General features: G+C 59.1%; 11 protein-coding genes and 1 other RNA gene. All 12 read left to right on the forward strand.

Annotated features, from left to right (window positions below):
• The first annotated feature begins 334 nt into the window (after window positions 1-334).
• The 12 genes from FJ145_20405 (at window position 335) to FJ145_20460 (ending at window position 13,064) form a co-directional block, all read left to right on the forward strand.
• A complete protein-coding gene (locus FJ145_20405) occupies window positions 335-766 on the forward strand; it encodes a hypothetical protein (protein MBM4263772.1) in 432 nt (143 codons plus the stop codon).
• Between the two features lie 92 nt (window positions 767-858).
• Window positions 859-2,238, forward strand: a complete 1,380-nt coding sequence (locus FJ145_20410; GenBank protein MBM4263773.1) for an FAD-binding oxidoreductase — start codon at window positions 859-861, stop codon at window positions 2,236-2,238.
• A gap of 85 nt (window positions 2,239-2,323) precedes the next feature.
• Complete coding sequence (locus FJ145_20415) at window positions 2,324-3,526, forward strand: M48 family metallopeptidase (protein ID MBM4263774.1); 1,203 nt, start codon at window positions 2,324-2,326, stop codon at window positions 3,524-3,526.
• 359 nt (window positions 3,527-3,885) lie between these two features.
• On the forward strand, window positions 3,886-4,977 hold the full coding sequence (locus tag FJ145_20420; GenBank protein ID MBM4263775.1) for a hypothetical protein: 1,092 nt from the start codon (window positions 3,886-3,888) through the stop codon (window positions 4,975-4,977).
• Window positions 4,978-5,003: 26 nt separating this feature from the next.
• A complete protein-coding gene (locus tag FJ145_20425; protein MBM4263776.1) occupies window positions 5,004-7,319 on the forward strand; it encodes a polysaccharide biosynthesis tyrosine autokinase in 2,316 nt (771 codons plus the stop codon).
• 245 nt (window positions 7,320-7,564) lie between these two features.
• Complete coding sequence (locus tag FJ145_20430; GenBank protein ID MBM4263777.1) at window positions 7,565-8,278, forward strand: hypothetical protein; 714 nt, start codon at window positions 7,565-7,567, stop codon at window positions 8,276-8,278.
• A gap of 55 nt (window positions 8,279-8,333) precedes the next feature.
• Window positions 8,334-8,699, forward strand: an RNA gene (gene rnpB, locus FJ145_20435) — RNase P RNA component class A.
• Between the two features lie 292 nt (window positions 8,700-8,991).
• Window positions 8,992-9,450, forward strand: a complete 459-nt coding sequence (mraZ, locus tag FJ145_20440) for a division/cell wall cluster transcriptional repressor MraZ (protein MBM4263778.1) — start codon at window positions 8,992-8,994, stop codon at window positions 9,448-9,450.
• Window positions 9,447-9,827 carry an STAS domain-containing protein gene (locus FJ145_20445; protein MBM4263779.1) on the forward strand — a complete coding sequence of 127 codons (381 nt, stop codon included), beginning with the start codon at window positions 9,447-9,449 and terminating at the stop codon, window positions 9,825-9,827. Before mraZ ends, FJ145_20445 begins: the two co-directional genes overlap by 4 nt.
• On the forward strand, window positions 9,824-10,756 hold the full coding sequence (gene rsmH / locus FJ145_20450; protein ID MBM4263780.1) for a 16S rRNA (cytosine(1402)-N(4))-methyltransferase RsmH: 933 nt from the start codon (window positions 9,824-9,826) through the stop codon (window positions 10,754-10,756). The genes FJ145_20445 and rsmH overlap by 4 nt, the downstream gene beginning before the upstream one ends.
• Window positions 10,753-11,106 (forward strand): cell division protein FtsL, encoded by a 354-nt coding sequence (gene ftsL / locus FJ145_20455; GenBank protein MBM4263781.1) that lies wholly within the window; start codon window positions 10,753-10,755, stop codon window positions 11,104-11,106. Before rsmH ends, ftsL begins: the two co-directional genes overlap by 4 nt.
• Window positions 11,103-13,064 carry a PASTA domain-containing protein gene (locus tag FJ145_20460; protein ID MBM4263782.1) on the forward strand — a complete coding sequence of 654 codons (1,962 nt, stop codon included), beginning with the start codon at window positions 11,103-11,105 and terminating at the stop codon, window positions 13,062-13,064. Before ftsL ends, FJ145_20460 begins: the two co-directional genes overlap by 4 nt.
• Window position 13,065 lies beyond the last annotated feature (1 nt).

Below are 13,065 nucleotides of genomic sequence, written 5' to 3' on the forward strand. Positions count from 1 at the left end.
TCGAAGTGAAACTCTTCCGGAGCGAAGGCAACAGATATCCGCTTCGACGCCGCCTCGTAGGGGCGACCGGCGGTCGCCCTGCTCTGCGAATCGCAGTGGAAAGGTCGAAGAAATGCCCAGCATCGGCGAATCAAACCGAACGATTTGCGCTGATGCCTGCGCTCCTCCAGAGTTCCACTTCGATCGACACAGTGTCATGGGTTTTCCCGGTCGCATGAATAATTCGGGCTAGGGTGACTAAACTATCGTCGATTTCGCCGATCTTCCGCGAAAATTGGCGCGTTAATAAATGAGAGTATAGAACGTCTAAGAAATGGGGCGCGCACCGCAGATTATGAAACGTATCCTACTAACAATCGCCGTGGTTATCCTGGCGCTTGGCATGGCCGCACAAAATATTGCCGATGCCAGCGGCGTGCGCGGTCGGCGTGAGACGCCGGCGGTTGGGGCTTCGCCGGCGCCGCGCGCGGCTCATGGGCGCAGGCCGGTGGTTCGAACTTATGTTTACCCGCCCCACTACTATTACGCGCCTTACGGTTATTACCCTTACCATCCACCGGCTTTCGTGGTGTCGCCCTACGGCTCCTACTATTACCCACCGACAGTTGTCGTCACCCAGCCCTACTTTTGTGTGCTGCACCAAGCCGGTTGGGTGAGCCGTGCTGGATTTCTCGATCATGTCGCCGGCACGCACAAACTGCCGCTGGAATCGGCCGCTTCCTTTTGTCCGGACGGCGTCGATAGCTGCTTGTTCCCGGCCTATTGACTGTTTGCCCGCGTCGCTGTCTGTCTTTCTCACGTCCGGTCATTTCGCTATATTCACTTCATGTCACTTAGCCAAGCCCGGCGCCGCGTGTCATGACGACGTTGGCGGAGAAACTTGCGGGGATCATCGATCCGGCGCGGATCGTCACCGATCTGGAGCGCCTCGATGAGCTATCGTGGGATGCGCTCTCTGAGGCGCGCATCGACCCGCGCCATCGGCCGTCGACAGGTTTGCCGATCTGTGCGGTGCTGCCGCAGTCGACCGAAGAGGTGCAGCAGCTGGTCCGTTTTGCGAATAGTCAGAAGATTGCGATCTTACCCTACGGCGGCGGTTCGGGATTGATGGGCGGCGCGCTGTCGATCGGTGCATGCCTTTTGCTCGACCTACGCAGCATGAACCGGATTCTGGACATTGACACAGCATCGCGCTCGGCGCGGATGCAAGCCGGGGTGGTGTTGGAGAGTTTGGATCATGGGCTAAGCGAAAAAGGCTTCATTCTGGGCCATGACCCGTGGACGGTGCCGGTGGCAACGGTGGGCGGAGCGATTTCCACCAATAGTGTCGGCTACCGCGCCGGGTTGTATGGTTCGATGGGCGATCAAGTACTGGGACTCGAAGCGGTTTTGCCGAATGGCGAAATCCTCCGCACCCGCGCCGTGGCGAAGTCTTCGGTGGGCATCGATTTGACAGCGCTATTGATCGGCGGCGAGGGCTGCTTTGGGATTATCACCGAAGCGACGCTGCGGATTTTCCCAGTGCCGGAGGAGCGCCGGCTCCACGCTTTGCGCTTCGATTCGTTCGAGATTGGCTATGGCGCCATTCAAGCAATGTTTCGCCACCGTTTGCAGCCGGCGCTGCTCGACTTCGGCGATTCCGGCGCTAAGTACGACGGCGGTGCCGTGCTCTATCTTGGCTTTGAAGGGAACCGTGCGGTGGTCGAGGGGGAAGCGCGGCTGGCGCTGGATATATGTAGGCGCCATGGCGCCGGTGAGTTGCCGGAGCAAGAGGCGGAGCGCTTTTGGCGCGAGCGCCACTCGATCGCACGGCGCTTTATGCAGAACCGGCGCGAGCGGCGCCAGCGCGGCCGCGACGGGGTTTATCGCGACTGGATTCACGTGGCGCTGCCGCCTGCACAAGTGCTGCCGTTTCGCGCCGCAGCTATTACGCTTATTCGCGAACGCGGCGTCGAGCTGCAAGAGAGCGGCCTGTGGATAGAGCCGGGGCTTTTCTCGATGCCGTTGGCGCTCGCCGACGGCGCGCCCAATGCTCAGCTCAAGCTCGAAGAAGCCATTGAAGCGCTGCTCCGTTTAGTGCATTCGATGGGAGGTTCGATGGAGTATACCCATGGGGTCGGGGTAAAGTTGGCGCCGCTCATGGCTGACGAGCATGGCTATGGTATGGAAGTCATGCGGCAAATTAAGCGGACGCTCGACCCTAACAATATTCTCAATCCTGGAAAAATGGGACTGTAGGGAAACTCGAAATCAAAGATTCTGGGTCGGCCAATTTAGAAAGCGGCACGGATGACGTCTAATCTTTAGCTCTAGGCACACTGCTATGAAACATATTTGCGCGCTCATCGTTGCGGTCTTGTTTTTTTCGGCCTGTGCTTCCGCGCCTTATACCGGTCGCAGCCAAGTGATCTTGGTATCCGAGGGCCAGGAAGTGGCGTTGGGTGAAGAGGCCTATCGCCATATTCTACGCGACAGCGTCGTTACCCGTCAGGCCGAGGCTGAGCGGATCGTGCGCAAAGTGGGCGAACGCATCGCGCGCGCCGCCGAAAAGCCGGAATACAAATGGGAGTTTAGCGTCATCAACGAGCCGGAAACCGTCAATGCTTTCGCCGTACCGGGCGGCAAAGTTGCCGTGTACACGGGCATTTTCGGACCGGCGCGCGACGAGGCCGGTTTGGCCGTGGTGTTGGGGCACGAAGTTGCGCACGCGCTGTTGCGCCATCCCGCCGAACGCATGAGCCAGGGGTTGCTCTTGCAGCTGGGCGGCGTCGGTCTTGGTGTTGCCTTGGGACGTAACCCGGCGCTGGCCAATCAAGTGTTGCAGGCCTATGGCCTTGGCGCGGGAGTCGGCATTGCCCTGCCGTTTGGCCGCTCGCAGGAATCGGAAGCCGACCGAGTTGGGCTGATTCTGATGGCCAAAGCGGGCTACGACCCGCGCGTCGCGCTGGAACTTTGGGAGCGCATGGAGATGGGCGACAAGAGAAAGGAAGGGGAGAAGGGCAGCAGGCCGCCGGAGTTCCTTTCGACCCATCCGGGATATGAAACTCGTGTGAAACAAATCCGCGCGTATCTACCTGAAGCGCTGTCGTACTCTCAGCAGAGCAGCGCAAAAATCGAAAACTTGCCTGCGCCGGCGTCGCTGGATACGGCGGCGGCCAAGTCGGAGCGCGAGCTGCTCAAACGGGTGCAGGCCATCAATGCGTACGTCCAGCAACAAAACGGTGAACGGCCAGTGGTCGAGGCTTTAGGCTACGAGCTGCGCTTGAATCCGCAAACCATCGTGCAGGAGCGCCATCAGTTAGGCATCGGTTACGGTCAATATGCGGCGCTGCGCGGTGTCTCCTATCTCGGGCGCGGCTCGATTAACCGCGTGGTTGACGACTATAAGCGCGGTCGCTCTTGGTCCGAAATCAGCGAGGCCAACGGTAGCCGCATCAGCGAGCTCACGGTGTGGGTTGGCGACGTCATTCGCACCACCAACAACCGCGCCCGCGACCTGCGCAATCAGCGGCCTAACCAGCGCTGAAGCGCCCACTGAATTGGTTCCCCCAACCGGCTTTGCGAGAGCTTGACCTGCCTGTTTGATTGTGATGAAAGGTAGCCAGCGATAGAGGAGTCCCTCGATCGGCAAGTCGAAGGCAAAACGCTGCAACGGGATAGGACTTGGCCTTCCACGGACAGAATACCGGACGGATGTTGCACGGACGCACACTGGTGACTAAGACCATCCGTCCGAACTCTGCTACCTAAGAACCCAACGTTTTCTATCCCTCCGCTTTTTCCTGATAGGCAGTTTATCCGCCTTCGGTTGCCGGCTGTGACCAGTTGGCTGCAGTTTGCAGTGCCACGGGAGCGGCCGGTGGCGCAACCAGGTGAAGACAGTGTATGGCCGCAAAAGCCTCGATAGTTTTCTTTTTGCTGCTATGGCTCGCTAGCTGCAGCACGGCGCATCATGACCGCCTTTCACAGGGTGGCGATGCGATTTGGGTCACCGAATCGATCCCGGGCCGCGACCTGGACCGTTTGGCGCGCCTCTGGCAGCAGCGGCGCCTCGAAGGGGCTAACACCGACTACGCGCTCGGCCCCGGTGACCTGCTGCAGGTATCGGTTCCCGGATTGGAAGATCTGAAAGACTTTTCTGTGCGGGTTTCCGAAGAGCGCATGATCGCGCTGCCCTACGCCGGTACGCTCAACGTCACCGGCCTCGGAGAACGAGGCCTGCGAGAAGAAATTCGCCAGCGGCTGCAAAAAGACTTCATGCACCACCCACAGGTGACGGTGCTGGTCAAAGAATCGCGCAGCCGGCAGATCGCGGTGGTTGGCGCGGTGAACAAGCCTGGTCTTTTCGATCTCGCCAGCCGCGGCGAAACGATTTTTAATATGATCTCCTACGCCGGCGGCCTGCGCAACGACGCCGCCGAGCGCATTCTTTTCATTCCGGCAGAATCGTTGGAGCGCGAACAGAGCAAAGACATTTTCACTTCGCTGCCGTCGCACCTGGTGCGCCAGGAAGCACTGGCGCCGGCGCTGAAGGCGGTGGAGCCGATTGTCATCAACGTCGATCGCTTGGCACGGGGCGGCGACGAGCTTTACCTCAGCCTGCCGGCGCGCCCCGGCGACGTCGTCATGGTGCCCATCGGCGGGGAAGTCTTGATCCAAGGATGGGTGCAGAAACCGGGAGGCTATCGAATCACCGCGGGCATGACGGTGCTGGGCGCCATCGCCGCCGCCGGCGGCGTGATGTTTCCCGCCGACCTGGCAGCGGTGCGTCTGATCCGCACGGAAAAGGTCGGCAGCAAAATGTCAAAAGTCATCGACCTCGAGGCGATTCAACGCGGTGAAGAACCCGACTTGCGCGTGGAGCCAGGCGATATCGTCGATGTCGGCGCCTCCGCGGCGCGGCTCATCGGCTACGGCGTCTATCAGTTCTTCGTCAACAAATTCAATGTCGGCGCCAGTGTTCCAATATTCAAATAGCTCATTACGACAAAGGGTGTACCGACATGAAAAACCGACCGATCAGACAAATCGAACCGCAGGAACTCCAGGGCCGTATCCTGGTTTATCAACCCAATGATTTACCAATGGCGCAAAGCCGGCTGACCCGTGCCGAAGAAACCCTGCGCTTGCGCGACTACTGGCACATCTTGCTCAAACACCGCTGGAAAATCGCCGCTTGCCTGCTGACGGCGTTGTTCTTGGCTTCTATTTATCTTTCGTTGCGCCGTCCGGTATATACGGCGCGGGCAACCTTGTTCATCGAGCGACGCGCGCCGCAGGTCGTCGAAATCAAGCAGGTGCTCGCCGACTCCACCGAAGTGGACGACACGAGTTTCTATCAAAGCCAGCACGAAATCCTAAGGAGCCGTAGTCTTGCCGCCGAAGTTATTCGGGGGCTGCGCTTGGATCGCAATCCAGGTTTCGCGGGGGGCAGCGGCTTTAGCGCGCAAGCCGCGTTCGAGGGCGACAGCGGCGTGTCAGTGACGAATAATCAGGGGCAGATCGTTTCGACCGTCGATGCCGGGCTGATCGATCGCTATGAGGGGATGCTGCAGGTCGAGCCGATCAAGCGCAGCCGTTTGGTGAAGATCGCCATCACGAGTCCAGATCCGGTGCTTTCGGCCGAAATGACCAACGCCCATGCGCAGGCCTTTATTCAGCAGGGCATGAAACTGCGCTCACAGGCGAGTCAGGAAGCGCGCAAGTTTCTCGAGGGAAAACTCGTCGAGCTGAAAAACCGGGCGCAGCAGTCTGAAAGGGCGCTCAATGAGTTCCGCCGCAGCAAAGGTTTTGTCTCCCTCGATGAAAAAGAAAATACCGTGGTCGATCGGCTGGCCGATTTGAACAAGCGGCTGACCGACGCCGAGGCGGAGCGCATCGGGCTCGAAGCCCAAGCGCGCTTGATTCGCCGACGCGACTACGATTCGCTGCCGGCGGTGATCAGCAACGTTTTGATCCAAACACTGAAGGGGCAGTTGGTCACGCTCGAAGGCCAGGCCGCCAACCTGGCGACCCGCTACAAAGACGGTTACCCGCCGTTGGCGCAGTTGAAGTCGCAGATCGAAGAGACGCGCGAGCGTTTGACCGTGCAGATGAAGAGTGTGGTCGAAGGCATCAACTCGGCTTATCTCGCCGCTGCGGCGAAAGAAGCCGAGCTGCGCGGCCAGGTGGAAAAGCAGAAGTTGGCGGCCTTGGCATTGAAAGACGCGACCGTGGACTACGCGATTCTCTCGCGCGAAGCTGACACCAACAACCAGCTTTACGACAGTGTGCTCGAGCGGCTCAAGGAAATCAGCGTCGCCGGAGAAATTCCCAGCTCGAACATATCGATACTCGATGCCGCCGAAGTGCCGCGCCAGCCTTCCGGGCCGCAAAAAAGGATCGCCATTTTGTTTGCGCTCGCGATCGGGCTGCTGGCCGGGCTCGGCTACGCATTTGCGAAAGAAATTTTCGACAATACGCTCAAGACGCCTGCCGACGTCGAGCGCTATCTGCGGCTGGCGAACCTGGCGGTGGTGCCGGACTATCGCAGCTTGACCCCGGCGCAAACCGCGTGGAGTTTTCTCAACGGGCGTGTCGACACGACCAAAGAATTGAGCATCTCGCCGCTCGACACCGAAAGCATCGCCAGCGATCGCCGCCTGTCGATGGTCACCGAGTCCTATCGCAAACTGCGCACGGCGATCTTCTTCTCGCAGCCCGACGAGCCGCCGAAGACGCTGTTGGTCACGAGCGCGACGACCAAAGAAGGTAAGACGATTACGGCGGTGAACACGGCGATCATGCTGGCGCAGATGGGCCTCAAGGTGTTGTTGATCGATGCCGATCTGCGCCGGCCCTGCTGCGATCAAATCCTCGATGTGTGGGCCACCGAAGGGCTGTCGGACTATCTGGTCGGCCAAGATGAGCTCGACAAGATTATCAGCCCGACCAAGATTGCTAACTTGGCGCTGCTGAGCTCCGGGACGATCCCGCCGAATCCGCCGGAGCTTTTGGGTTCCAAACGCATGCGCGAGATGCTCGAAATCCTTAAGCACCGCTTCGATTTCGTGGTGATCGACACGCCGCCGGTCATTCCGGTGACCGATCCGGTCGTGGTCTCGACAATGGTCGACGGCGTGCTCTTGGTTATTGGCGGTCAACAAACACCGCGCGATCTGGTGCAGGCGGCGGTGGCGCAATTGTGCGACAGCCAAGCGCGGATTTTGGGCGTGGTGCTCAATCGCGTTGACATGCGCAGCGCCGAATACACCGATTATTTTCGCTATAACTACGGCACCTATTATTCGCGTTTTTCCAATTTCCGCGCCGGCGCTTGAAGCGGTGTCGCGGTTTGGCGTCTGGGCAGTACCGGGAGGGCGCAAGCGATGCCCAGCCTGGCACGCCAACGTTGGTTGGCGCGCCCGTCCATTTTGACAACGACGAGGATTAGCGATAGAAATTGGGTTGGAGCGAACCTACGGAGTGAGCGTTACAGAGATACAATCTAGTCACTTGTCGCACTACAGAGCGAACGAATGCACCCCCCAAGGGTGCATTTTTTTTAATTAGGTGGGGAGTCGAAGTGCAAGCACAAATTGAAATCCTGGCGTCGTTGCAGACGGTGGATCGTGAGATCAAGGAGCAGACCGGCCTCAAACAAGGGCTGCTCGGCGAGCTTGCGACCAAGGAAAAAGAGATCGCGGCGAAGAAGCGGGAGATCGATCAACTGACGGTGGTGGTGGCGGAAAAAGAAAAAGCGCGCGCTGAAAAGGACCGAGTGTGGCAGGAAGAAGGACGCAAAGCCGTCGACAAGCGCATGCGCATGAACAAGATTAAAAACATCAAAGAGCTGCAGGCGTTGCAGCGGGAAATCGAACAGATCAAGCAAAGTAACGGCGAATTGGAAGAGGTATTGATCCAGCTCATGGAAGAGCTCGACGGCGTCAAGGCCAATATGAAGACCAAGCAGGACGAGATGACGGCGATGCAAGCGGAGTGGCAAAAAAAACAGCAGGAGTTGCAAGCGCAAATCTCCGGCATCGACCAGGCCGTTTCCGAAGCCGCCAACCGGCGTCAGTCCATTGCCGCGCAAGTGGGCCGCGATTTGATCTCGCGCTACGAGCTGATTTTTTCACGCCGCGGCGGCACGGCGGTGGTGGAAGTTTCGGGCGGCATCTGCCAAGGCTGCTACATGAATATTCCACCGCAGCTGGGGAATGAAATTATTCGCAGCGAAAAAGTTCATCTCTGCCCAAGCTGCCAACGCATTCTTTACTGCCGCCCCGCGACTGAGTAGGGGCGATTTACAAATCGCCCGACCGATCTACAATCGAAGTGTATTCCCGCGGGCTAGAGTGAATTGAGCGATCGCTCTCCGTCCTCTGGCGGAGGGAGGAAAGTCCGGACTCCACAGGACAGGGTGGCCGCTAACGGCGGCCCCGAGCAATCGGGGGAAAGTACCACAGAAAACATACCGCCCGCCGCTTCGGCGGCGAGTAAGGTTGAAAAGGCGAGGTAAGAGCTCACCGGTCCATCAGTGATGGTGGACGCATGGCAAACCCCACCCGGAGCAAGACCCAATAGGAGAGTTGGGTGGTCCGCCCAAAACTCTCGGGTAAGGTCGCTGGACGCCGCGAGCAATCGCGGCGCAAGATGAATGATCGCTGTGGCTCGGTTGCGAGCCATCACAGAATCCGGCTTATCGATTCACTCTAGCCCGCAGTTTTATCCTCGTTTCAGGCCCCACTCCACAGGGGCCCAATCACCACCATTCTGGATGAAATTTGGGCTTTCGATGGGAAAATCTCCCACCCATTAGTACGGCCCATGATCGACTGACCTACCCCAGATATTGCGGTTCTGAGTCGAATCTCTTTTCAAGGTTAGGAAAAAAAGCGCAAATTAGTGAAACAGTGGAAGATTTTTATTGACTTCACTTTCGCTATAAGGTTATAAGTGTGGCGTTCGCCCAAAAAGTGGAAGTAATGGCCATTTTGGGCCTAAAGCGCTATGTTTACCGGAACTTTCCAGCAGACCATCGATAGCAAGGGACGGATTAGCGTTCCGGTGAAGTTCCGTGAAGTACTAAACGATCCGCGCATCATGATTACCCACTTTACCATGAATGGATTGAATTGTCTCGATGTTCATCCCATGGCCGAGTGGGCGAAGTTTGCCGAGCAACTTGGCAAACAGAATCCCTTCGATCCGAATGTGATTTGGTTCGAGACTTTTTACATTGGCGCGGCTTGTGAGTGTGAGCTCGACCCGCAGGGGCGCATACTGGTTCCGCCGGCGCTGCGCGATGAAGCGGGCTTGAAACGCGAGATCATGCTGGCCGGCGCCATCGCTAAGTTTCGTATCTTCAGTCGGGAGGCGTGGCAGGAAGCCAAGAACAACGCCAAGGAAAAACTGATGAATGATGCCAGTGAGCTTCGACGTTTGAGTGAAACCATGGGCCGTCCATGAAAGGGGAGCCATTCATGCTGCAGCGAAAACCGCTTCAAGATATCTCGGTGATCGACGTTGCCGGCGATATCGATTTTCGCGAAATGATCCGCATCAAAGACACCATCGGTGGATTGATCGAAAAGGACCGCACCAAAGTCGTGCTCAACCTGCGCTCGGTGGATCACATCAACTATCTTAGCATCGGCGTGTTGCTCGAGCGTTTGAAAGTGCTGCGCAATTTGAACGGCGATCTTAAGCTCGCCGGCATGAGTCCGTTTCTGCGCGATATCTTTCGCGTCGTCGGCATGGATCGATTTTTTGAAGACTACACTTCGTTGGAAGATGCCATCGAAAGTTTCGATGACGATTGGGAGGGTGACGGCACCAGCCATTGATGGAACCGGCCCATGTCACGGTGATGGCGCGGGAAGCGATCGCTTTCTTGCAGCCGCAACCGGGTCGACGCTACTTGGATGGCACGCTGGGCGGGGGAGGTCACGCAGAGCGGATATTGGAGGAGAGCAGCCCGGACGGGCAGGTTGCAGGACTGGATTGGGACGATATGGCGCTCGACATGGCGCAACGACGCTTGGCGCGCTTTGGCTCGCGCTTCATGGCGCGGCGGGCGAGTTATGCGGCAGCTGAGCAAGTGCTAGGCGACATCGGCTGGGGCGCGGTGGACGGCGCGCTGCTCGATCTGGGCTTATCGTCAATGCAACTCGACAGCGCGGAACGCGGTTTCAGCTTTCGTGCCGAGGCGCGGCTCGACATGCGCATGGACAAGCGCCAAGCACTCGACGCCGACGAGATCGTCAATCGTTATTCGCGCGAAGCGCTCGAGCGCATTCTGCGCGAATACGGCGAGGAGCCGCAGGCGCGCCGTCTCGCCCAAGCGATGGTTGACGCGCGGGCGATCCGGGCGATCGAAAGCACTGCCGAGTTAGTCGAATTGATTGTGCGCGTCAAAGGGCGCGGCGCGCGCGAGCATCATCCGGCGACGCAAGTTTTTCAAGCGCTGCGCATCGCCGTCAATCGCGAGCTTGAGCAGTTGGAAAATTTTCTCAGCGACGGCTATCGGCTGCTGGCGCCGCGCGGGCGAATAGTCATTATCTCGTTTCACTCTTTGGAAGATCGCTTGGTGAAGACCGCTTTTCGTAAATGGAACGCCACTTGTCTTTGTCCGCCGCGCACACCGATCTGCGGTTGTGGCTGGGCGCGCAAGGCCAGGTTGCTAACCCGCCGCGCCGTCAAGCCGCAAGCTGACGAGGTGCAAACCAACCCGCGGGCGCGCTCGGCGCGTCTGCGCGCGGTGGAAAGGATATGACCATGGCCGGCACTGCCCAAGCGCAACTCCAGCTCGCTCCGGCGCGGCGCCGCGGGCGCGCCGACGGCGCGTCGCGCCAACGCAAGCGGCGCTACCATCTGTCAATCTTCGGTCTGGCACTGGCGCTGGTCGTGGTGGTCCTGATGCATGTCTGGCTGCGCCTGCAAGTCGTGCACATGGGCTATGCGCTGTCGAGCACGGCCAAATTGCAGCAGCAGCTCGAACAGGAGCAGCGCGAGTTGAAGGTCGAACTGACGAGCTTGACTTCGCCGGATCGTTTGGAAGCGATGGCGCGCCAGCGATTAGGCCTAACACCGCCTGAGAAAGGGCAGGTTATCGTATTGCCATGAGAAGAGCGCTGCGCGCCAACCGTCGCCGCTTGATCTGTTCCTGGGTATTGTTCGGACTATTTTTTGTTGCGGTGGCCGGCCGCGCCTTTCAGCTGCAGATCTTGCAGGGCGAAGACCTTAAGCGCCTGGGCGCGCGCCAGCACTTGAAAGAATGGATCGTGCTGCCCAAACGCGGCTCGGTCTACGACCGCGCCGGCGAGGCGCTGGCTCTGAGCTCAGAGGCGCAGTCGGTCTACGCCCGGCCGCGCCGGATCGACAATCCCACCGAGGTGAGCCGCAGCCTCGCCAAGATTCTGCATCTCAACGTTAACGAGGTGCGCGCCAAGCTCGAATCGGACAAACCGTTTATCTGGATCAAGCGGCAAATCGCCGCGGCGGAAGCCGAAAAAATGCAAGCGCTCAAAGTTGACGGGCTTGGCATGTCGTTTGAGCCCAATCGCTATTATCCGCAGGGGCAATTGGCCGGTCACGTGCTGGGATTCGTCAACCGCGACTCCGATGGCATGGAAGGCCTGGAATTGCGCTATAATAATTTTGTCCGCGGTGAAAGCGGTTCGTCGATGGCAGAACGCGATGCACTAGGCCGGCGCGTCTTGGTCCAAGGCGTCGAAGGGTTGCAGATTCCGCCCGGCGGCGATCTGCATTTGACGCTCGACATGTCGATCCAACACCTGGCGGAAAAAGAGCTTGAAGCGACGATCGTCAAGCATCGCGCTAAAGCCGGCGTGGCGATCGTGGTCGAACCGCACACCGGCGAAGTGTTGGCGCTCGCCAACTACCCGTTCTTCAACCCGAATGATTTTTCTAAACAGTCGGCGAGCGAGCGGCGCAACCGCGCCGTCACCGACAGCTTCGAGCCCGGCTCGACGTTCAAAACCATGCTGGCGGCGGCGGCGCTGGAGGAAGATGTCGTCGGCAAAGAGGATCTTTTTTACTGCGAGATGGGCAAATACGCTTACGGCGGACGGCTGATTCACGACAGCCATCCGCACGGTTGGCTGCCATTCCACAAGGTGCTGCAGGTGTCGAGCAATATTGGCTTCACCAAAGTTGCGCAAAAAATGAATCGCGAGCGCTATTTTCGTTACATCGAAAAATTTGGCTTCGGCAAAACCACAGGCATCGACTTGCCCGGCGAAGTTCCCGGCCTGCTACGCCGCGTGGAGTCGTGGTCGCAGGTCGATCTAGCGACCCATGCTTACGGTCAGGGCATTGCGACAACGCCCATGCAAATGGCCATGGCCTACGCGGCCATCGCCAATGGCGGGTTTCTCATGCGACCCTACGTCGTGCGCCGGGTCCTCGGTCCCAAGGGCGAGGTGCTGCAGGAAAACCAACCGCAGGTTGTGCGCCGAGTGATTTCCGAAAAAACCGCGAAGCTCGTCGCTTCCATGCTCAAAGGCGTTACCACCGAAGGCGGCACCGGAACCAGCGCGAGCGTCGAAGGCTTTGACGTCGCCGGCAAGACCGGCACCTCGCAGAAAGCCGATCTGATCCACGGCGGCTACAGCAAGAAGCGCATCGCTTCATTCGTCGGCTTCGTGCCGGCCGATTCGCCACGCTTCGTCATTTTAGTTTTAGTCGATGAGCCCGAAGGGGCGGTCTACGGCGGCGTCGTGGCGGCGCCGGCGTTTCAAAACATCGCCCGCGGCGCGCTGCGGCACCGGGGGGTGGCGCCGAAGCATCACGAGGCGATTCCATCGAAGGTGGTTCAGGAACAGGCGCAGGGGCAGCCGGTGCTCAAACGCGCGGCGCTCAAAGAAGCGGCGCCAGAGCGCAGCGACGGGGCAGCAACCCCCGATTTCGTCGGCTTGAGTTTGCGCGAGGCCGTCGACAAGGCGCGCTCTCTGAACGTGCGCGTCAAAATGCAGGGTGCGGGCTACGTCGTTAGGCAATCGCCGGCACCTGGGGGACGTTGGGGCAGCGATAATGTTTTGGTGTTGAAACTCGAAGGTTGAG

This window comes from Deltaproteobacteria bacterium (genome assembly GCA_016874755.1).
Lineage (GTDB): Bacteria > Desulfobacterota > Binatia > UBA9968 > UBA9968 > DP-20.

What these genes read in the sequence shown, in the direction of transcription:
- FJ145_20415 (MBM4263774.1), top strand. Translation starts at nt 2,324, where the DNA reads ATGAAACATATTTGCGCGCTCATCGTTGCGGTCTTGTTTTTTTCGGCC.
- FJ145_20425 (MBM4263776.1), top strand. Translation starts at nt 5,004, where the DNA reads ATGAAAAACCGACCGATCAGACAAATCGAACCGCAGGAACTCCAGGGC.
- FJ145_20460 (MBM4263782.1), top strand. Translation starts at nt 11,103, where the DNA reads ATGAGAAGAGCGCTGCGCGCCAACCGTCGCCGCTTGATCTGTTCCTGG.
- FJ145_20445 (MBM4263779.1), top strand. Translation starts at nt 9,447, where the DNA reads ATGAAAGGGGAGCCATTCATGCTGCAGCGAAAACCGCTTCAAGATATC.
- FJ145_20420 (MBM4263775.1), top strand. Translation starts at nt 3,886, where the DNA reads ATGGCCGCAAAAGCCTCGATAGTTTTCTTTTTGCTGCTATGGCTCGCT.
- FJ145_20410 (MBM4263773.1), top strand. Translation starts at nt 859, where the DNA reads ATGACGACGTTGGCGGAGAAACTTGCGGGGATCATCGATCCGGCGCGG.
- mraZ (MBM4263778.1), top strand. Translation starts at nt 8,992, where the DNA reads ATGTTTACCGGAACTTTCCAGCAGACCATCGATAGCAAGGGACGGATT.
- FJ145_20405 (MBM4263772.1), top strand. Translation starts at nt 335, where the DNA reads ATGAAACGTATCCTACTAACAATCGCCGTGGTTATCCTGGCGCTTGGC.
- ftsL (MBM4263781.1), top strand. Translation starts at nt 10,753, where the DNA reads ATGACCATGGCCGGCACTGCCCAAGCGCAACTCCAGCTCGCTCCGGCG.